General features: G+C 46.0%; 21 protein-coding genes. 16 read left to right on the top strand and 5 right to left on the bottom strand.

Annotation, left to right across the window (positions count from 1 at the left end; genetic code table 11):
* Window positions 1–64 precede the first annotated feature (64 nt).
* Window positions 65–1,336 carry an NAD(P)/FAD-dependent oxidoreductase gene (locus V1499_RS16535; RefSeq protein WP_409270969.1) on the bottom strand — a complete coding sequence of 424 codons (1,272 nt, stop codon included), beginning with the start codon at window positions 1,334–1,336 and terminating at the stop codon, window positions 65–67.
* Between the two features lie 256 nt (window positions 1,337–1,592).
* On the opposite strand from V1499_RS16535, the gene V1499_RS16530 reads away from it, so the two are divergent.
* On the top strand, window positions 1,593–3,197 hold the full coding sequence (locus tag V1499_RS16530; RefSeq protein WP_409270968.1) for an oligosaccharide flippase family protein: 1,605 nt from the start codon (window positions 1,593–1,595) through the stop codon (window positions 3,195–3,197).
* Between the two features lie 71 nt (window positions 3,198–3,268).
* On the top strand, window positions 3,269–3,985 hold the full coding sequence (locus tag V1499_RS16525; RefSeq protein WP_409270967.1) for a pseudouridine synthase: 717 nt from the start codon (window positions 3,269–3,271) through the stop codon (window positions 3,983–3,985).
* A 589-nt stretch (window positions 3,986–4,574) separates the two neighbouring features.
* Here the strand turns inward: V1499_RS16525 and V1499_RS16520 are convergent.
* Entirely contained in the window at window positions 4,575–4,790 is a 216-nt protein-coding gene (locus tag V1499_RS16520) for a hypothetical protein (RefSeq protein WP_316571014.1), read from the bottom strand.
* 108 nt (window positions 4,791–4,898) lie between these two features.
* Between V1499_RS16520 and V1499_RS16515 the strand changes: the two genes are divergently transcribed.
* Window positions 4,899–5,768 (top strand): hypothetical protein, encoded by an 870-nt coding sequence (locus tag V1499_RS16515; RefSeq protein WP_409270966.1) that lies wholly within the window; start codon window positions 4,899–4,901, stop codon window positions 5,766–5,768.
* A 156-nt stretch (window positions 5,769–5,924) separates the two neighbouring features.
* On the opposite strand, the gene V1499_RS16510 is transcribed toward V1499_RS16515, so the two are convergent.
* Window positions 5,925–6,146, bottom strand: a complete 222-nt coding sequence (locus V1499_RS16510; protein WP_409270964.1) for a DeoR family transcriptional regulator — start codon at window positions 6,144–6,146, stop codon at window positions 5,925–5,927.
* Between the two features lie 428 nt (window positions 6,147–6,574).
* Between V1499_RS16510 and pepV the strand changes: the two genes are divergently transcribed.
* The 6 genes from pepV to V1499_RS16480 all read left to right on the top strand — a co-directional run bounded on the left by pepV (window position 6,575) and on the right by V1499_RS16480 (window position 13,851).
* Window positions 6,575–7,999 carry a dipeptidase PepV gene (gene pepV / locus V1499_RS16505; RefSeq protein ID WP_409270962.1) on the top strand — a complete coding sequence of 475 codons (1,425 nt, stop codon included), beginning with the start codon at window positions 6,575–6,577 and terminating at the stop codon, window positions 7,997–7,999.
* 14 nt (window positions 8,000–8,013) lie between these two features.
* On the top strand, window positions 8,014–8,880 hold the full coding sequence (dat, locus tag V1499_RS16500) for a D-amino-acid transaminase (protein WP_409270961.1): 867 nt from the start codon (window positions 8,014–8,016) through the stop codon (window positions 8,878–8,880).
* 198 nt (window positions 8,881–9,078) lie between these two features.
* Window positions 9,079–9,639, top strand: coding sequence for an RNA 2',3'-cyclic phosphodiesterase (gene thpR / locus V1499_RS16495; RefSeq protein ID WP_409270960.1), 561 nt, complete (start codon window positions 9,079–9,081; stop codon window positions 9,637–9,639).
* Between the two features lie 39 nt (window positions 9,640–9,678).
* Window positions 9,679–10,662 (top strand): diacylglycerol/lipid kinase family protein, encoded by a 984-nt coding sequence (locus tag V1499_RS16490; protein WP_409270959.1) that lies wholly within the window; start codon window positions 9,679–9,681, stop codon window positions 10,660–10,662.
* Window positions 10,649–12,790, top strand: coding sequence for a type I pullulanase (gene pulA / locus V1499_RS16485; protein ID WP_409270957.1), 2,142 nt, complete (start codon window positions 10,649–10,651; stop codon window positions 12,788–12,790). The genes V1499_RS16490 and pulA overlap by 14 nt, the downstream gene beginning before the upstream one ends.
* 287 nt (window positions 12,791–13,077) lie before the next feature.
* Window positions 13,078–13,851 (top strand): phosphotransferase, encoded by a 774-nt coding sequence (locus tag V1499_RS16480; RefSeq protein WP_409270956.1) that lies wholly within the window; start codon window positions 13,078–13,080, stop codon window positions 13,849–13,851.
* On the opposite strand, the gene V1499_RS16475 is transcribed toward V1499_RS16480, so the two are convergent.
* Window positions 13,846–14,133, bottom strand: a complete 288-nt coding sequence (locus tag V1499_RS16475) for a YtzH-like family protein (RefSeq protein ID WP_316571005.1) — start codon at window positions 14,131–14,133, stop codon at window positions 13,846–13,848. The genes V1499_RS16480 and V1499_RS16475 overlap by 6 nt on opposite strands.
* A gap of 273 nt (window positions 14,134–14,406) precedes the next feature.
* Here V1499_RS16475 and trmB point away from each other — a divergent pair, with 273 nt between their 5' ends.
* Complete coding sequence (trmB, locus tag V1499_RS16470) at window positions 14,407–15,048, top strand: tRNA (guanosine(46)-N7)-methyltransferase TrmB (protein ID WP_409270955.1); 642 nt, start codon at window positions 14,407–14,409, stop codon at window positions 15,046–15,048.
* A gap of 152 nt (window positions 15,049–15,200) precedes the next feature.
* On the top strand, window positions 15,201–16,046 hold the full coding sequence (locus tag V1499_RS16465) for a YtnP family quorum-quenching lactonase (protein ID WP_409270954.1): 846 nt from the start codon (window positions 15,201–15,203) through the stop codon (window positions 16,044–16,046).
* 89 nt (window positions 16,047–16,135) lie between these two features.
* Here V1499_RS16465 and V1499_RS16460 read toward each other — a convergent pair whose 3' ends face one another.
* Window positions 16,136–16,456: a PepSY domain-containing protein gene (locus V1499_RS16460; protein ID WP_409270953.1), complete on the bottom strand. Its 321-nt coding sequence runs from the start codon at window positions 16,454–16,456 to the stop codon at window positions 16,136–16,138.
* 177 nt (window positions 16,457–16,633) lie between these two features.
* Between V1499_RS16460 and V1499_RS16455 the strand changes: the two genes are divergently transcribed.
* From V1499_RS16455 to V1499_RS16435, 5 genes are all read left to right on the top strand, one after another.
* Window positions 16,634–17,707 (top strand): M42 family metallopeptidase, encoded by a 1,074-nt coding sequence (locus tag V1499_RS16455; protein WP_409270952.1) that lies wholly within the window; start codon window positions 16,634–16,636, stop codon window positions 17,705–17,707.
* A 196-nt stretch (window positions 17,708–17,903) separates the two neighbouring features.
* A complete protein-coding gene (locus V1499_RS16450; RefSeq protein WP_409270951.1) occupies window positions 17,904–18,428 on the top strand; it encodes a DUF84 family protein in 525 nt (174 codons plus the stop codon).
* Between the two features lie 170 nt (window positions 18,429–18,598).
* Window positions 18,599–19,114, top strand: a complete 516-nt coding sequence (locus V1499_RS16445; protein ID WP_409270950.1) for a hypothetical protein — start codon at window positions 18,599–18,601, stop codon at window positions 19,112–19,114.
* A gap of 211 nt (window positions 19,115–19,325) precedes the next feature.
* Window positions 19,326–19,640, top strand: a complete 315-nt coding sequence (locus V1499_RS16440) for a thioredoxin family protein (protein ID WP_409270949.1) — start codon at window positions 19,326–19,328, stop codon at window positions 19,638–19,640.
* Window positions 19,641–19,858: 218 nt separating this feature from the next.
* Window positions 19,859–20,674, top strand: coding sequence for a DUF1444 domain-containing protein (locus V1499_RS16435; protein ID WP_409270948.1), 816 nt, complete (start codon window positions 19,859–19,861; stop codon window positions 20,672–20,674).
* Window positions 20,675–20,837 lie beyond the last annotated feature (163 nt).

Genomic DNA, 20,837 nt, shown 5'->3' with positions numbered 1-20,837 from the left:
GAAATAAATGTAAAGGAGCTCTCACGGCATACAGGTATGGCTTGGGAGCTCCTTTTTTAAAAAATTATTGGCTGCCAACTGCGAATTCGGCGGCGCTGCGTCCGGCAAGCCTGCCGGTCACAAAAGCGGCGGTAATATTGTAGCCTCCTGTATATCCATGAATATCAAGAATTTCCCCGCAAAAATAGAGCCCAGCCATTTTTTTCGATGCCATTGTCTGCGGCTCGATTTCCTTTACGGAAACGCCTCCTCCGGTAACGAATGCTTTTTCAAGCGGAAGCGTGCCGTTCACATTGAACGTAAACTGCTTGCACAGCCCGCAGAACGTCCGGATTTTCTCGTGCGAAACCTCCGTACCTTGCGCACCAGCATCTATCCCCGATCTTTCAAGCAAAAAGAGCAAATACCGTTCCGGCAAAAAGCCTTTCAGTAAATTTTTCATGCTTTTTTTCGGTTCTGCCTTAACAAGCTTCGCGATTTCCTGGAAAAGTGCTTCGCCGTTTTGATCCGGCAGAGCATCGATTTGCATCGCCACTTCTTTTAAGTTCCATTTCTTCATCGCTTTAACAACGAATTGGCTACAGCGCAGGACCGCGGGGCCGCTTACCCCAAAATGGGTAAATAGCATGTCCATCCGGTGGGTAATGAGCGATTTCCCTTTCGGATTGAGCACGCTTACGGCAACGCCGCGCAGCGACAGCCCTTGAAGGATTTTATTTTTAATAAAAGACTCTTTGGACGTTACCGGCACTTCGGTCGGAAAAAGCTCGGCAATCGTGTGGCCAGCCTTTTCAGCCCAGGCATACCCGTCACCCGTCGATCCGGTATGGGGGACCGATTTCCCGCCGACAGCGACAACTATCGCATCTGCCTCCACTTCGGAGCCGTTTGCAAGCAGTACTCCCTTCACACGGCCGTCTTTATATTTCAGGTCTTTAACCGGCGTGTTTGTATACGTTTTTACGTGCAACTCTTCCAGTTTTCCAAGGAGGGCGTCGACAACGGACTGGGCTTTGTCGGTAACCGGAAACATGCGCCCATGGTCCTCTTCCTTTAGCTGGATTCCTAGCTTTTCAAAAAAGGCGATGATATCCTCATTGCTGAAAATTGAAAATCCGCTGTACAAAAACCGGCCGTTGCCGGGAATATGTTTAATGATCTCGTCAACAGGGAGCCGATTTGTTACATTGCAACGGCCACCGCCGGAAATGGCAAGCTTTCGGCCAAGCTTGTCGCCCTTGTCAATCAACAGGACACGCGCACCTTTCTCTCCGGCGGCGGCCGCAGCCATCAATCCGGATGGGCCTCCGCCAATCACGATCACATCATATTTCATAAAAAACACCAACTTTTTTAGTCATGATATGTGGTAAACTTGTTTTCTTATTATATACATTGAAGGGCTCCAATGAAAAGGCAGGCCCATGCATTGAAATATAATGAGTGGCAGTGGCGCATTGGGGAAAAGAAAGGTACACTACTAATTAGCGTGCCTATATAATTGGCGCAGGAAGCGCAAAAATTACAAGTTAATGTGACTGCGAACCTGCTATTAGAAAGATCTATGTATTTCTTATGTGAGAAGGGATTATATGTCGTCATCCAAATTAATCAGGGGAACATTTATATTAACGCTTGGAACTATCATTTCCAAGATGCTAGGACTTTTCTATGTCATTCCTTTTACCAGAATAGTGGGATATCAGGGAACACTGCTTTACCAGTATTCCTATATCCCTTATACAATTTTCATCAGCATAGCCACAGCGGGCATCCCGCTCGCAGTTTCTAAATTTATTGCTAAGTATAATGCAATGGAAGAATACGCGGTTGGCCGGAAGCTTTTCAAATCAGGACTAGTTGTCATGATGTGTTCGGGTATCGTTGCCTTCCTTATTCTTTACTTTACTGCACCACTGCTTTCAACGGGGAGAGATTTGCCTGCTGAGGATATCACATCGGTTATCAGGGCTGTTTCCTTTGCATTGATTATTGTCCCGTTTATGAGCATGATCAGAGGTTTTTTCCAGGGACACCAATCGATGGGGCCATCCGCGGTTTCCCAGGTTGTTGAGCAAATTGTCAGGATTGTTTTCGTTATTGCAGGCGCGTATATCATCCTGAAATTCCTTGACGGAAATACGGTTGATGCTGTACGCGCGGCGACGTTTGCCGCATTTATCGGCGCGGTCGGCGGGCTTATCGTCCTCGGCTGGTACTGGGTGAAAAGGAAGCCGGGGCTTGATGAACTTCTTGAGAAGGATAAAGGGACTGTTGATATTTCCCTAAAGGAAATGTATAAGGAAATTTTGATTTACGCAGCGCCTTTTGTCCTGGTCGGGATTGCCAATCCGCTTTTCCAGTTCATTGATCAAATCACCTTTGAGCGCGCGATGGTTTCAATCGGATTTAGCAAGGGTGACGCGGGAGATGCGTTTTCAATCCTGAATTTCCAATCGCACAAGTTGGTCATTATTCCCGTTGCGCTTGCGACAGCTTTTTCACTAACGCTCGTTCCTAGTATCACCAAAGCGTTTGTGGAGAATGACCGGAAGAGCCTGAACAGTCAGTTGAACCAGACATTCCAGGTGCTTCTGTTCTTGACATTGCCGGCAGCGGCGGGTTTATCTCTGCTTGCCGAGCCCTTCTATACGGTTTTTTACGGTCATTTGGACCTTGGGACGGAAGTACTGCGGATGTATGCGCCTGTCGCCATTCTTTTTGCCCTTTATTCCGTTACCGCGGCAATCCTACAGGGGATTAATGAACAGAAATGGACTGTCCTTAGCCTGCTGACAGGCCTGCTTGTAAAATTAGCCCTCAATATTCCGCTAATTAAGCTTTTTGAAACGGACGGAGCCATTTTGGCGACGACTCTGGGCTATGTCGCTGCCATCGCGATTAACCTGGTTGTCATTAAAATATTCTCCAAGTACAAATTCAGGCTTGTGGTGCGACGCAGCCTATTGATTGTTATATTTGGCGGATTGATGCTTGCCGCCGCGGCAGGAGTGTACAAGCTTTTAACTGGGTTCCTGTCGCCCGCTTCCGAGTTGCAGTCATTGATTCTAATCCTTGTCAGCGCGCTTGCCGGCGGGATTGTATACTTCTACCTTTCGTTTAAGACACGGCTTATCTATTTCCTGTTCGGGGACAAGGTGGACAGGCTACTGGGCAAGCTTAAACTGAGGGCCTAGTGTATGAGACGCCTGCCTGGTGGGTGGGCGTTTTTTTAAGAAAAAATGCGCCATAAAAAGGAGGGGACAATTTGAGAATTGATAAAATGCTTGCCAATCTTGGCTTCGGGAGCCGGAAGGAAGTTAAGAAGCTTTTGAAGGATGGAGCCGTGACGGTGAATGACAAGGCGGTGAAGGATCCGAAGCAGCATGTGGATCCGGAGAAAGATGTTGTTATGCTGAACGGGTCTGTCATTGAATATAAGGAGTTTGTGTATTTAATGATGAACAAGCCGCCTGGGGTCCTGTCGGCGACGGAAGACACGCGGGATGAGACGGTGATTGATTTGCTCGAATTGGAGGACCAGGTGTACGAGCCGTTTCCGGTCGGCAGGCTTGATAAGGATACAGAGGGCCTGCTGCTGATTACGAACGACGGGCAGCTAGCGCACAGGTTGCTGTCTCCTAAGAAGCATGTACCGAAAACGTATTTCGCTGTCATTGAGGGCGAGGTTACGGAAGCGGATGCGGAGGAGTTCCGAAAGGGCGTTACTCTTGAGGATGGGTATCATACGAAGCCAGGCGAGTTGAAAATATTGAAGTCTGGGTTGATGTCGGATATCGAGCTGACGATTACGGAAGGGAAGTTCCATCAGGTGAAGAGGATGTTCCAGGCTGTCGGAAAGCGGGTTGTGTACTTGAAGCGGCTGACGATGGGGCCGTTGAAGCTTGATGAAACGCTGGAGCTCGGCGAGTACCGGGAACTGACAGATGAAGAGATTGAGATGCTGATGGAGTATCAGTCATGAAGGAACGGCCGGGGGAGGGAGACTTCCACCGGCTTTTTTGCTCTTTTGGGTTTGGTGGATGGCTGCAAACAACTTAAATGGGTTGGGAGTAAGCACGAAATTAGATCGGTTCCACGGAAAGAATGGATAAGCGACAAAGATTGAGGCAAAATCCGAAAAGGTGTCGCACAAATTTGTTTGAGCGACAAAGATTCGCCGAAAAACCAAAAAGGTTTCGCACAAATTCGTTTGAGCGACAAAGATTCGAGGAAAAGCCGAAAAAGTGTCGCACAAATTCGTTTGAGCGACAAAGATTCGAGGAAAAGCCGAAAAGGTGTCGCACAAATTTGTTTGAACGACAAAGATTCGCCGAAAAGCCAAAAGGTGTCGCACAAATTTGTTTGAGCGACAAAGATTGGGGCAAAAGCCGAAATGGTGTTACTCAAATCTGGATACAAAGATTTAGGCAAAAAGTGTCCCTGTTATTTACTCAGAGGGGGTCAATATATTTTCGATAAAACAGGAAATCTACATATTGTCCTCCTTGTAACTAATGAAGCGTGATTTCCGCCCCCTCGCCTTACTCATTTAAACCTATTTTTCCCTTTGTTCATTTTTGATTATTTTTCAGGTATTCCCGGTAAACATAATCGGCATTTTTTGTGTATGTCCATTTGCTAATGAACATGGCACAAAACAGAGATACGCCCATTATGATTAATGACCATTTATATAATCCAATAAAAAACAATGCAAATCCACCAACCAGGCTGACAATAAGGAACATCAGCAATATGTTCATAACTTTTTCTTTCTTTTTCTCCATTAGCTATCCCCCTATATTACAATTTTTCGGAATTTTCCTATATTATACAATAAAATTGTAATAAAATGTAATAAGGAAGGATGTTACTCAAAAAACGGAGGGAAGGCAATGGCAAATAGGTTAATCGCAGTTTCATTTTTATTGCTATTCTTGGCTGGCTGTTCAAATAATCCACCAATAAAAGAGGCAAAAGGCCTTCAGCAAGATACAGTTGTTACGGATGATGGGGAAGTGACGTTTAAAATTTTTAATACAGCAAATGTGCCGGCGGAAAGAGTAGATGCCGTGAAAAAGGAACTTTTAGAGGCTTACGATGATATTAAGCAAACAATTCAAACTGATTATACTCCCTCTAAAAAAATCAATATTCATCTTCTGGAAGGGAGGGAATTCTCTAAGGGCTTAAGGGCTGATATAAAATTATACGGCGTCCGGAACGGGACGCATCCCCTTGTCCATGAGCTTACCCATACCTTATTGGGTTACGGAGATAACTCTGATTCAAGCCGGGGGTATCTGTCTCAGGAAGGTTTTGCAGTTTATATGGAAAATAGATTCGGAAAGCAGAAATACCCAATCCACAAGGTTATGAAGTTGTTTTTAAGTATGGAGAAGGCAATTCCGTTAAATAAGCTTATAGATTTGGACAATGATGACAACCTTTTCCGCCCAGCGATAGAAGGTCCGGATGGCTTTGCTGTCCAAGAGATGAGTTATTACCATGCCGCTTCCTTCGTAACCTATTTGATCGATACATATGGGCTTGAAGAATTTCAAAAAATCTATGATCAGCCAAACCTTGGTGAAAAGTTTGTTGAAGTGTATGGTAAAAACGTGTACGAATTGGAGGAAGAGTGGCTTTCTTATATAGACAAAAATTATAATGAGCCGGAAACCGAAGAAAAAATGAAAATTGAAAACTTCTACACAGTCATTTCCTCAATAGATTCAATTGATCAGCAAGTTTTTCAACGCTGATTCCCGCTCTGCTTAAACTTTGAACTTGGCAGAATAGTCCTCCCTTGATTCGCGGGAAATAATGAACAGAAGGCCGTCCACCGTTTCACCAATTAAAAAAGAAACCGCCATCACCAGGCGGTTTCCGTTTGATTAGCCCATATTTTCGGGCTTACTTTATGAAGACATTTTTACTCGTCTTTTTGTGGTGGTCCATTTTCCTCTACTTGTGCTTTGGACGAGGTCATTATAGGCCAGAACGTTTAAATCCCTCTGAATGGTACGAGGAGTGATACCGAATTCCTCTACAAGGTCCTGTGTTGTCACAGTCCCGTTCTTCGAGATAAACATGTAGATGCACTTGATGCGGTTTAGCATACGGTTAGTCGAAGGTTTCAAAAAACCACTCCCTATCCATTTTTCAAACCCTTGGCATATTCTTCTGACGGCGACAGGCTAAGACCCAGTTAAGAAATCCTTTCCTGGCAGCCACTCCCTTCCAAAACATAATATAAACCATCTGTCTATATTGTATCCCTCTTTTATAAGGAATTCTACCTAAATTAGAAAATTTACAAAATATTAATAAAAATTTCATCTCTAATATTCGGAAATAACATAAAAAATTCATTTTTTTGTTCTGTTTTCAATAAACTTATAGTTTAAAGGACATTTGTTTGAATATTTCGTAAACATTACACGCAGTTTTTCAAATGGTGCCCTTGTTAAATGCTTCTTTTTCCAAAAAATTATTGGTAAGATTATTGCCATACGGAAAGTCTTATCTTATGGGCGTTTCCCATAAACTTTCATGGGAGGTTTTCTAAGTGGGTAAGGTCAATTGGATGGAAGAAGTTGAAAAAAGGAAGGACAGCCTTCTTGAGGATACACGGAAGCTTTTGCAAATCAAAAGCGTGCTGGATGAGGAAGCTGTTTCCACGGAAGCCCCGCTTGGCAAGGGGATTAAGGAAGCGCTCGACTTTATGCTGAATCTTGGTGAAAGAGACGGCTTTGCTTTGAAAAATACCGACAATCTTGCCGGGCATATTGAAATGGGCGATGGGAAGGAGCTTGTCGGCATTCTTTGCCATGTGGATGTCGTTCCTGAAGGCGACGGCTGGACAAGCGATCCGTTTGCCGCTGAAATTAGGGACGGAAAAATATTCGCGCGAGGCGCCTTGGATGACAAGGGGCCGACAATGGCCGCATACTACGGAATGAAAATTGTAAAAGAACTCGGGCTGCCTCTGAAAAAACGGGTCCGGATGATTATTGGCACGGATGAAGAGAGCGATTGGCGTTGTGTCGAGCGCTATTTTAAAACGGAGGAAATGCCGGGCCTCGGTTTTGCGCCAGATGCAGATTTTCCAATTATCTACGCGGAAAAAGGCATTTCGGACTTCGACCTCGTTCAGGAGACAAAGGATGCCGGGGAAGAAGGAAAGGCTCAGGTTGAAGTGCTCCGGTTTGAAGCCGGCCGCAGATACAATATGGTGCCTGATTATGCAAAAGCGGCGGTTCTCATACGAAATGGCGAAACAGAAATCATGCAAAAATTTATTGAATTTATGGACCAGCATGGCCTTGAAAAACATTTTCATGTCGATGCAGGTGACACAATCCTCGAAGTAAAAGGAATATCGGCCCACGGAATGGAGCCTGAGAATGGTAAAAATGCCGGCCTGTATTTGGCTGAATTCATCTCATCGCTTGACGTGGATTCAAATGCAAAACAATATTTCGAATTTGTTTCCGGCTTCTTTTTCAAAGATTCAAGGGGCAGCAGGCTGGGGGTTGCTTACCAGGACGATATTTCCGGAGAGCTGACGATTAACGCCGGAAAGCTTGCCTATACAAATGAAGATGGCGGTATGATCGGCCTGAATTTGCGCTATCCGGTAACCGCCAAAATGGGGGATATCAAGGAAAAAATCGAACTTGTTTTGCCCCAACACGGCTTCCATATCGGCCGGTTCACAAATTCAAATCCCCATTATGTAGAGGAAAGTGATTTCCTAATCCAGGTCCTCAAGAGGGTGTATGAGGAACAGACCGGGGATCCTGCTGAACTGATCGCAATCGGCGGCGGGACGTATGCGAGGTCGCTAAAGTCCGGTGTGGCGTTTGGGCCGCTTTTCCCTGGAAGGCCGGACGTTGCCCATCAAAAGGATGAATACATGTTTATCGATGATCTTCTTAAATCCGCGGCAATTTATGCCCAGGCCATCTATGAACTGGCCAAGGAAGAATAAATGGAGGAAATTATATGGAATATGTGGTTTTAAATGGGGAAATCATTGAACGATACCAGGCGAAAATCGATGTTGAAGACCGCGGCTATCAATTCGGGGATGGCGTTTACGAGGTCATCCGCGTCTATAATGGAATAATGTTCACCGGCCGCGAGCACCTCGAACGGCTTGTATCTAGCGCGGAAAAAATCGGCATGAAGCTAGGATGGACGATTGAGGAACTCGAAAGCTTATTTAACACATTAATTAAGAAAAATGGGATTGGCACCGGGATTGTGTACATGCAGGTAACAAGGGGCACATCCCCTAGGAACCATGCATTCCCACCAGCGGGAGTCTCTCAAACCCTGGTCGCTTATACAAGGGATATGCAGCGTCCGATGAACAATCTAGCAAACGGTGTGAAAACGATTCTGGCTGAAGACATCCGCTGGCTCCGCTGCGATATAAAAAGCCTGAATTTGCTCGGCAATATCCTGGCAAAACAAAAAGCCGCCGAAGCTGGCTGCTATGAAGCCTTCCTCCACAGAGGGGAAACTATTACGGAGGGCAGTTCCTCAAATATTTTTATCATCAAGGATGGCACAGTCTATACCCACCCGGCCAACAATTTTATTTTGAACGGAATTACAAGGCAGACGCTTGAAAAATTATGCAAGGCAAACGGAGTTCCGTTTGTAGAAAAAGAGTTTACTACAGCAGACTTGCTGGCCGCCGATGAAATCGCCATTGGCAGTACGACATCGGAAATTACGCCTGCCGTTGAGGTAGACGGACAGCCAGTCGGCAACGGGGAACCTGGACCTGTAACGAGAAAATTGCAAACCTTGTTCCAACAGGAAATTGAAAGGCAATGCGGAACGCTTGCCGTTAATAGCTGAGCGCGGATCCTCTAAAATTGGAGCCGTAAATGAAAGGGCTGCCCGGTGTGAATGGGCGGCCCTGTTTTATAAAAACATAAGAAAGTGTACACTCTCTATCTAACTCCAACGCAGGATATTTTCTCTTTTCCTGGTGATCAGGAATGTTTAACCTAATTTAGAGATGGTTTGCTAAAATAGACTTGAAGGATGGATGTTATGAGCCATTATTTTTTTGCGGGCAAGATTCCGAGCGAAACGAAACTTGCCATGAAAAACAATATCATTGAGTTGAAGAAACAGTTTCCTTTCAGGCGCTGGGTCCATCATGAGGATTTGCATATTACCCTCGCTTTCCTTGGGGCGGCCCCGGAAGATAAATTGGAAAGGGCATGTTCGCTAGTCGGGGGAACACTCGTAAAAGCCGATTCATTCTCGCTCGCTATTAACGGTTTGGGGATATTTGGACGAAAAGACAGCCCGCGGGTATTTTGGGCATCGCTCTCCAAAAGTGAGGAACTAACCAATCTAAGAGCCAGTGTATTTACTGCATGTGAAGAGGCAGGGTTTCAATTGGAAACAAGGCCGTTCTCTCCACATGTAACACTTGCAAGAAATTGGGAAGGCGAATTCCCATTCAATCCCGGAAAACTGGATGAACAACCGCTCAATCTCGGATTTATGCTCGAAGAAGTTGTACTATACAGAACAAACATCGAGAGCACCCCGAAATACGAGCCGGTACAGCGATTCAGGCTAACAGCCCTGAACCAGCAATAAATAGAGAGAATAGAATGCAAGAGGGGCAGGAACCGGTATATGAAAGCGTTTTATTTTATTGTGAACCCGGAGGCGGGAAACGGCAAATGCAGGGCGGTTTGGGAAAAAGTCGAGCAAAAGCTCAAAAGCCTTCACATTCCCTATCATGCTTTTTTTACTGAATATCCGGGCCACGGGATTGAATTGGCCCGGATCGCAACGAGGCTCGCGGATGGGAAGCAGGCGGTGGTAGTTGCTGTGGGCGGAGATGGAACAGCACATGAGGTGCTGAACGGACTGGGAGCATATGCAACTTCCGGCTTTGGTTTCATTCCCGCGGGATCAGGGAATGATTTTTCACGTGGCTTCCAAATTCCTGCGGATCCGATGGGGGCACTTGATCTTCTGCTGGGCATCCCTGATAAAAACTTATCAAATACCGATTGCGGTTCGCTCACCCTAAATGGAGAGAAGCATCTTTTTATCAATAGTTCCGGAGCGGGGTTCGATGCGCTCGTATCGAAAAAAGCGAATGAATCCCGTATGAAGGTTCTATTTAACCGGCTGTCGCTCGGGAAATTGGTTTATGTATATGTTTTGCTGAAGGAACTCGCTTTATATCATCGGACAGCAGTCCAGGTAACGATTGATGGGAATGCCCATGACTTTAAGGATACTTGGTTTGTTACCATTTCGAACCAGCCCTTTTATGGCGGCGGTATGATCATTTCACCCGGGGCTTTGCCGGATGATGGAGAGCTTAATGTCACGGTAGTCCACAGTCTGTCAAAAGTGAAGCTGTTGCTCGTATTTTTGAGTGTTTTTTGGGGTAAACATACTTCTTTCAAGGAAGTACATATGTTTCGGGGAAAAGAAATCTCGATCCAGTCATCCTCTCCCATTCACATCCATGCGGATGGAGAATATATCGGCATGGCAAATTCGGGAGAATTAAAAGCTATCCCACAGGCGGTCAGGCTTTCCGTTATGGGAGGCCAGGAAATAGACTTAACACAAAGGGGTGAGGCGAATGGATTCCGTTAAACGTCCATTTTTTGCGTATCTAGATGCCATGAATACAATCACGGTTTTGTTTCCGCTGCCTCTTAAGGAACCCGAGCCAGCTTGCTTCACACTTGAGAACCGGCTTGGCGGGTGCGGGCTTTCCATAAAAGAACGCCTTGAAATTGACGGATATCTTAAGTTTATTTGTACATTTTCAGGAACTTATGCTTTCGAGATGGAACATTGGGTATTGGCTGGCAATGGCATCAAGACGGACGTCCAAATCGGCGCGGTTACAAGGAGCAAAGAGTTTGACCGGGAATTCTTTTACGAAGGGGATGACCTTGGTTCCTTTTGCCAAAACGGTTGTACGACCTTTAAGGTGTGGGCGCCGACTGCCACAAATGTAAAACTAAAGATTTATCCGCAAGGCCAAAACCATTTTGAATTGGTCAAAATGGCAAGGGAAGAAAAAGGCGTATGGACAGTAAATCTCAATCGGGATCTTGAGCTAGCCAGGTATACTTATATGGTGTTCATTAACCAGGAGTGGAGAGAGGCAGTCGACCCTTATGCGGTAGCCGTAACTGTGAACGGGACCTATGGGGTGGTAGCCCGCCTTGAAAAAACGGCTGTTCTAAAAGTTCAAATGCCCCCATTCAGCCATCCAGCCGATGCGGTTATTTATGAAACACAAATTCGCGATTTTACTATCCACCCTGAGGGCGGGGCCGTAAACAAAGGGTTGTACAAAGGTGCCGCGGAAACGGGGACAATCGGGCCCGACGGGAAACCAACCGGGTTGTCGCATGTTCAGAATCTAGGCGCGACCCATATAGAATTTTTGCCATTCAACGATTTTGCCGGAGTGGATGAAACGAATCCCTGGGCGGAGTACAATTGGGGGTACAACCCCTTGCATTTCAATGTTCCGGAGGGAAGTTATTCTAGCAATCCGGATGATCCTTATACGAGAATCCGGGAATTGAAGGAAATGATTGAATCCATCCATGCGGCAGGCATAAGAGTGATTATGGACGTGGTTTACAATCACGTCTACATCCGGGAAAAATCATCTTTTGAACTTCTAGTCCCGGGTTACTTTTTCCGTTATAACGAATACGGGTTGCCTTCGAATGGAACCGGGGTGGGCAACGATTTTGCCTCTGAGCGCTTGATGGCGAGGAAATTCATCCTGGATTCCATCCGTTATTGGATTAGGGAATACAATATTGACGGGTTCCGTTTTGACTTGATGGGCATCCTTGATATCAAAACCATGAATGATATCCGTAAGGAATGCGATAGCCTGAAACAAGGTATGGTGATAATCGGCGAAGGCTGGGACCTAAACACGCCCCTCCTACAGGGGGAAAAAGCAACGATCCGAAACCAGCGCAAGCTTCCTTCAATCGGGCAATTCAATGACCGCTTCAGGGATGTGATCAAAGGAAGTACATTCAATCTTTATGAACGCGGGTACGCCCTTGGCAACGGAACATACACTGAACAGGCGAAGGAAGCGATTGCCGGAAGCATTGGGCTTTTTTCCGGACATCCACTTTTTAGCGAACCCGGCCAATCGGTCAATTATGTCGAATCCCATGACAATCATACTCTTTGGGATAAGCTCGAGGCATGCCTCGGCGATTCAGGGGATCTCCTGAGAAGGAAATGCCATCGCCTGGCCACAAGCCTCGTCCTGGTTTCCCAAGGGATCCCGTTCCTTCATAGCGGACAGGAGTTTTTCCGGACGAAGTATGGCGACGGCAACAGCTACAAGTCGCCTGAAAACATCAACTGGCTCGATTGGGAAAGGAGAGCAGCCTTCCCGGATAACGCCCGCTACATCAAAGGAATGATAGGAATCCGAAAATCGCTGCCCTTTTTTCGGATGAGAAGCAGCGAACAAATTCGGAACTTCATTTCTGATTTCAGGCTACCGCATCCGTTGATCGGCCTTCATTACAAGGATGACCGTGGGCAAGGGGAGGCAATCCTTCTTGTGAACCCGACAGTATTCATCCACCACCTATCGCTTCCAGAAGGTGAATGGCACGTCCTTGCCGATGACCTCCATGCGGGAATCACCCCGCTAAGGACAATTCCCCCCCATGCAAATACGTCCATCGAACCAGTCAGTGTCATGGTGTTGGTAAAAAGTTAAGCGGGAGAAGCTTCTTTCTGTGAAGTAAGTGGTGGATCCCGGGCTTCATTTTAACCGCTTCTTGCCATAACCAGCATGAAATAAATCGTGCATTCGAGTATTTTTTCATCCTGCCCCTTGACGAAAAATGGCGAAACGGGATAAAATTTAAAGGATAGCTATTGAATTGGCAATAGCTGTCTTTTTCTTTCTACTTAAAATTCGCGTTTATTTTAACTATAGACTTTGGCAAAATCGTTCCGGGAACAAAAACCGATGGCTGCCGGACACAATGTAGGTGACTAATTTTGGATTATCTATTAGGGGAAGACTGGGAAATAACCCCGGCCGGGGGAGCCACGGGGAAAGCTTATTTTGCAAAGCACCATGAACAACGGCTTTTTTTGAAGCGCAATTCCTCACCCTTCCTCGCGGTGTTGTCCGCTGAAGGAATTGTTCCGAAACTGGTGTGGACAAAAAGGCTCGAAAATGGAGACGTCATTACCGCCCAGCAATGGAAAAGCGGACGTGAACTGGAATCCCATGAAATGGGTCAGGAACGGGTTGCGAAGCTATTAAAGAAAATCCATGATTCCGAGCCGCTGCTGGGAATGCTCCGCAGGCTCGGGAAAGCTCCTGCCTATCCCGCGAGAATCCTTGGGAAACTAGAAGGCAGCCTTGACCCTGACATAGCGGCAATGCCGGCAGTTCGGGAGGCAAAGATTTTTTTGCAAAAAGAGGTTGGAAATGTCGTTATGTCTGAACAGGTCGTGTGCCATGGTGATGTTAACCATAATAACTGGCTTCTTGGTGAAGACAGCCGCCTGTATTTAATTGACTGGGACGGTGCGATGGTCGGGGATCCCGCGATTGACCTGGGGATGCTCCTCTACTGGTACATTCCCGAGCAGGACTGGGAAGATTGGCTGAGACGCTATGGTACAGTGCTTTCGCCGGAATTGAAGCTGCGGATGAAATGGTATGCAGCCGCCCAGGCAATCGATTCCATCCAATGGCATAAAGACAGAAGCCGTTTTGAGGAAATGAACAAATGGGCGGACTTCCTTTCAGGGCTGTTATAATTGTCCGGAAAATTGATCGATATCATCCACCCAATTTTGGAGCCGGCCCTGATTCATTTCGATATGTGCATCAAGGTCCGCGCTTTGGGCGCCGTGCTGGCCATACTCGTAAATTTCTTGGAGAATGCCTTTTACATTCTGGTTGATGCCTGTCTTTGCCATAAGGGATTTAACAAGCCGTTCGACCTGTTCGCATTCGGCGACCGAGCCACAGCAATCGGTTTGGTGGCTGCTTAGGATATCCCTTAGAACGGTGGCTTTGTCCTGGTTGTTCAATGGCATGTGCATCCATCATCCTTTCCAAAATATCGATCAAGCTATAATCCCTTTTGATGTGCGAATAAGAGGAATCCATGACTAGCTTATGGATTCCTTCGTTTGTTTATACAGTTAGGGCCAGGGGAAACTTGCCAAACCCGCTTGCATGCTTAAAGGCTTCATGTTAAAAATAAGAAGGTATGTCATCAATTAAACGCTAAGAAATAACCAGCTTGTACCGCCATACGTAAATGCGGGCGAGGCTTTGAAGCTGGATGAGAAAATGGGAGTGTACGTATGAGATTTCGCAATAAACCGTGGGCCGGTGAAAAAATCCGGCAATATCCGCAATATGTCATTTCCGCGCCTGAAACACATAAAGGAAAGTGGCATGAAGTATTTGGCAATAACAACCCTCTCCATATTGAAGTTGGCACAGGCAAAGGGAAGTTCATCACCGGCATGGCTGCAGCGAACCCTGATATAAACTATCTTGGTATCGAACTGCACCAAGGCGTCCTGGCATCCGCTCTTGACCGTCTCATTGAAACTGAACTGCCAAATGTAAAATTGCTGAATGTTAATGCAGCCGAACTGCTTAGTTATTTCGCGAAAAACGACGTAAGCCGCCTCTACCTGAACTTTTCGGACCCTTGGCCAAAAACAAGGCATGAAAAAAGGCGCCTTACTTATAAAAGCTTTTTGGCACTGTATGAACAAATTTTGATCGATGGCGGGGAAATCCATTTTAAAACAGATAATCAGGGGCTTTTTGAATATTCGCTTGTCAGCTTTTCAGAATATGGGATGCTGCTGAGAGATGTCAGCCTTGACCTCCATAACAGCGGATTCGAATGGAATATCATGACGGAATATGAAGAAAAGTTTTCTGAAAAAGGCAACCGCATTTACAGATGCGAAGTAAAATACCGATCATAATTAAACACGTCCATCCATATCGGGTGGACGTTTTTTTAAACTTTTCGGTTCATAGTGAGATCAACTCCTTAAAAAATCCATGTAAAAGTACCAAACCGGAAAAGCGGTTCCAATCATGGTAAAATGGAAAAAGTACGAGGAGGGGATAGTCAATGGAGCGCTTGAAAGTAGGCGGACTCGAGCTTGTATGGCTTAAGGGCGGGGTTACCCATATGGATGGCGGGGCTATGTTCGGGGTCGTCCCAAAACCGTTATGGGAAAAGAAATATCCATGCAATGAAAAAAACCAGATAGAACTCCGTTCGGATCCAATTTTAATCCGGCATGAAGGAAAGAATTATTTAATCGAATCCGGAATGGGAAATGAAAAGCTGACGGAAAAGCAAAAGAGGAATTACGGGGCGACCGAGGAATCGGAACTGGAAACCGAGCTCGAAAAAGTAGGGCTGAAGCCTGAACATATTGATTATGTCCTGATGACCCATCTTCATTTTGACCATGCATGCGGACTGACGAAGCCGAATCAGGATGGATCGCATTCGTCCGTTTTTCCGAATGCGAAAATTATCGCATCAAATGTTGAATGGGATGAAATGAGGAATCCGAACATCAGGTCCAGAAATACATACTGGAAAGAAAATTGGCAGGCCATAGCAGGCCAGGTTGAGCCATTTGAAGACACATGGGAGCACGGACCCTTTACAATGGTGCATACAGGAGGGCATAGCGAGGGGCACTCCATCATCCTCATTGAGGATGGCGGTGAATTGGCTGTCCATATGGCTGATTTAATGCCGACACACGCCCATATTAACCCGCTATGGGTCCTTGCCTACGACGATTATCCAATGGATTCAATCAATGCAAAGCAAAAATGGATTGGACAAGGGCAGGAAAAGGGGGCCTGGTTCACATTTTACCATGACGCGTTTTTCCGGGCCGTAAAATGGGACGGCGAAGGGCAAATTGCTGATAGTGTCAAAAGGGTAAGGGAATAATTCCTAAAAGGTAGTTGGGACAGTTCCTGCAACGAAACAGCCTATTAAAATAGCAAAGGAGACCTGATTGCGGTCTCCTGGCTTTTTACCTATAGCCTGTACACATCAAGGATTGTTCCGGTCGTGGCATCGGCAACGAATTCGAATTGTTCGGTTCCATCTTCAAGATCGGGGGAGGTTCTCGTAATACCGCCCCTGTACACCTTATATTGGATGCCATTCTTTTCAAAAGGGACCGCTTCCATATGGATCCACGAGCCGCTCACTTGTCCGGAGAGCTTGAATTGGCTCCTTGCATGGCTTAGAACCTTTTGGGCCGGTACATCCATATTATGCGAAATCGCGGCATTGACCGCGTATGCTCCGGCAGCCCCTGCAACTGCCCCGAACAGGAAAGCCTTCCAATTCATACTACCACCCCTTCAATTTCAATCAACCGCTCCATCTCTTTTAGTATATCCCAGATTGGCAGCCGGTTCCTATAGATTTATTCCAGTGGGTATGGAAACAAGCGTGAAAGTTCTGTAAAATTAATTCTGTACATAAAAAAGCAGCCATTGGCTGAAAAAACAATTAGGGAGTGCGCCATGAACGAGAGAACGTTGGAGCTTTTCAAAACATTGACTGAATTGCCGGGGGCACCCGGAAACGAGCCGGCTGTTAGGAACTATATGAGGGAACGTCTTGCGCCTTATTCGGATGAAATCATCCAGGATAACCTCGGCAGTATTTTTGGGGTAAAAAAAGGCAAAGAAGACAGCCCGAGGATAATGGTTGCAGGACATATGGACGAAGTTGGCTTCATGGTAACAGCAATCACGTCGAATGGCATGATTCGATTTCAGCCGCTTGGGGGCTGGTGGAGCCAGGTCCTGCTTGCGCAAAGGGTTCAAATAATTACGGATAACGGCCCGGTAATCGGGGTAATAAGTTCGATTCCTCCCCATCTCCTCGATGAAGCAAAGAGGAACAAGCCGATGGAAATGAAAAATATGCTCATCGATATCGGAGCTGATGACAAGGAAGATGCGGAGCGATTAGGCATCAGGCCAGGACAGCAAATTTTGCCAATATGCCCATTCACACCGATGGCCAATCCAAAAAAGATTCTCGCCAAAGCTTGGGATAATCGATATGGCTGCGGACTTGCTGTCGAGTTGCTTGAAGAAGTCGATGGCGTTGAACTTCCGAATACCCTGTATTCCGGCGCTACTGTACAGGAGGAAGTCGGCCTTCGCGGTGCCCAGACAGCTGCCAACTTGATTAAACCCGACTTGTTCCTTGCGCTTGACGCTAGCCCTGCTAACGATGCGGCTGGGAATAAGGAGGAATTCGGGCAGTTGGGTAAAGGGACATTGTTAAGGATTCTCGACCGGTCCATGGTGACCCATCGCGGCATGAGGGAATTTGTGCTTGATACGGCCGAAACACACAAAATTCCGTATCAATATTTTGTATCCGCCGGCGGAACTGATGCGGGACGGGTCCATACTTCCCTGGAGGGGATCCCGAGCGCTGTTATCGGTATTTGCGCCCGTTACATCCATACACATGCTTCGATTATGCACGTGGATGACTATGCGGCTGCCAAGGAATTGCTCGTAAGGCTTGTTAAGGCGTTTGATAAAACAACAGTGGAAACAATTAAATCGCAAAGCTGACAACAACACGAAATCAGGCACCAGTAGCGAGAAAAATTCTATTAGCCTTCCGATTCGGTTTTATTGCGAAGAGAGGACGGAAGGTATAGTCAAACAAACTGGAATAGTGAATGGTGCCTTCGCGGAAGATAGTGGCGAAGGCATCTTTTTTGGAACGAGCTTTTAGGCATTTTCGGCATCACGGAGGTATAGCGAAATGAAAGTAATTATAGGTTCAGAGAACCCGGCTAAGGTTGCTGCGGTCAAAAACGCATTTAACATGACCGGCGTGGAATTATTGGCAATTGATGTTCCATCCAATGTTTCAGCACAGCCGTTTTCGGATGAAGAAACGATTGAAGGGGCAATCAATCGTGCCACTGCTGCCTTGGAACAGGGAGATGGGGAAATCGGAATCGGCCTGGAAGGCGGCGTGCATATGACAAAGCACGGTCTTTTCCTATGCAACTGGGGAGCGCTGGCAGAGCCAGGATATCCCCCATTGATTGCTGGCGGGGCGAGGATCCCCCTTCCTGATGAAATAGCAGGAAAGCTCCTGGCAGGCCGGGAACTCGGCCCGGTAATGGACGAGTATACGAAGAAGAAAAATATCCGAAAAAACGAAGGGGCAATCGGTATTTTTTCAAATGGCCAAATCGACCGATCGGAAATGTTCACACATTTGACAAAGCTTTTGGTGGGGCAATACGAATATCGTAAAGGAAACGGGAAAAACTTATAATTTCCAAGACTGGCAAGTTACTGGGAGAGGGTTGTCACCTGTTCCCAGTGGGAGTATGATAGAGGATAAAGGAGAATATTGTCGGAAAGGCATTATATTTTCGGCATCCTCTTTTATGCTCCACACAAATGGCCTGCTCGGATGAACCGGCCTGCCAGGAGGGAATAAAAATGAAAAGATTCATTCGCGCAGCCGCGTTTCTATTGCTATCAGCCTTTTTACTTACGGCTTGCGGAAAGGCATCCTATAAGGAAGAAAGCGGGAAAGCCGAAGAAGCTGCTAAAACTACTTTTAACGAAAAAAGAAAAAAACCGAACAACAAAACTGAAGGCATAGATTTTTATTTGCCGTTCGGATTCGAGATAAAAGATGAATCCCCGAACAATATTATCCTGAAAAACGGTTCAAAAACATATATCCTGTTTTACAATTCAAACGAAGATATAAATAGCAAAGTAGTCTATAACGCATCTGTTGCCCAGTATGAAAAGCTCGAAACGAACAAGCAGTTTAATGGAAAAGACAAACTAGGCTTTTTGCTTGTGGAACGGCTGGACAGTGACATGAATATTCTGACCGCTGGAGTTGGCGGGGTTAAAATTACTACTGAAACAAAGACCGGAAATCTTGCGGAAGATGCAACAGCCATGATGAAAATTGCCAATTCAGCCAAAATTAAAAAATAGGAAATCCAGCGGTAGGCCCATGCCTCCGCTATTTTGTTTGTTAATGGAATAGTTGGGGAAAAATAAGGTGAAACTTTTGAGCCTCCCGCTGTTGCGAGCCGGGATTTATCTCCTGGGTTCCATGCCGGGACGAATGATTAGACCTGAATGAAACAGCTTGATATGATGGGAACAAAGGTTTTTGCCAAATGGTGAAACAGGAGGAATTCAAATGAAACAATTGGAGTCAATGGAACAGTTCGAAGAGTTAAAAAATGGGAGAAAGCATGTTTTCATGTTTTCCGCGGATTGGTGTCCGGACTGCAGAGTAATTGAGCCTGTCATGCCGGACATCGAAGAGAAATTCAAGGATTTCACATTTGTCTATGTGGATCGGGACAAATTCATAGACCTGTGCCAGGAGCTCGATGTATACGGAATCCCAAGTTTCATTGGCTTTGAAGGCGGAAAGGAACTCGGCCGTTTTGTTAGCAAGGACAGGAAAACACCAGAGGAAATTACAGGATTTATAACAGGCCTGCGCTAATCGGCTGAACCTCCATCCCTCATTTTGGGATGGAGATTTTTGTGAAAACATAAGAAAATATAAAATTTGTTAAGCCTGCTGCTCCTCTTCAGTCCGCTCAACGGGCGCTTACATTTTTCTAAGGCTAATGTTTTTTGTTTTTTAAAAAAAGCCAGATTTAAGTTATGGGGCATTGGCAAAGAGATTACATTGTAAATATAGTATCGGAGGATTTATATATGAAAATGGATAGCAGGAAAATGAGGGGAACCCTTGAGGAGAGGCTTTCAAAGCCCGGACGGGTGTTTACATACAACAGGGACAAGGATGAACTGAGGGTGGAAAATGAGGAGAGTGGAAAAGGAATCACCGTCTCCTTGGCGGGTATTGTCGCCAAATGGCATGAGAAAAAAGAAAAGGCAATCGATGAAGTTGTTTATTATATAGAAGAAGGCTTACAGGCAATGGATAGCAAAGCAACGATAACTGGAGGAGAGAAAAAAATCTTTCCGGTTATCCGATCCGCATCTTTTCCGGTTGAAGCCGAAGAAGGAAATCCGTTCCTTTATGATGAGCATACAGCGGAAACGAGAGTGTACTATGCGTACGACATGGGAAACTCCTACAGGCTGATTGATTCTCGCCTAGTGAAGAAGGAAGGATGGGAACCCGGGCAAATCAGGGAAATGGCTATGTTCAATGTAAGGTCGCTTCCTGCCCCGCTAAAAGAGGACACTGTCGCCGGAAACACGTTTTATTTCCTAAATACGAACGATGGGTACGACGCGAGCAGAATCCTTAATAAAGGCTTCCTTGTCGAGATGAGCACAAGGATAACCGGCACGATGGCGATTTCGATCCCCCATACGGATGTCCTCATAATCGCCGATATTCGAAACGATACAGGCTACGATGTGCTTGCCCAAATGGCGATGAGTTTCTTTGCGGCGGGCAAAGTTCCGGTAACCGCTCTGTCTTTTCTGTTTGAAAATGGGGAGCTCGAGCCAATTTTTATTCTTGGGAAAAATAAGCCCCGGAAAAAGACCGGGAAATAATCGCGCGGGACTTTCCTCCTATCTTTCTTTTACAGGAATTTGCAATGTTTTCCCTGAAGCGCGACCATATGCCTAATCATTCGCATTTTCGCTAAAATTCGCTGAATCCTGTCGAAGTTTTGCGAAATCCTGATAAAATAGAGTGAAGAAGTTTTTTTCAGGA

The organism is Neobacillus oceani, assembly GCF_046237595.1.
GTDB lineage: Bacteria > Bacillota > Bacilli > Bacillales > Cytobacillaceae > Bacillus_D > Bacillus_D oceani.
Note: the sequence above shows the minus strand (reverse complement) of the source record. Positions and strands in the feature narration are given on the sequence as shown.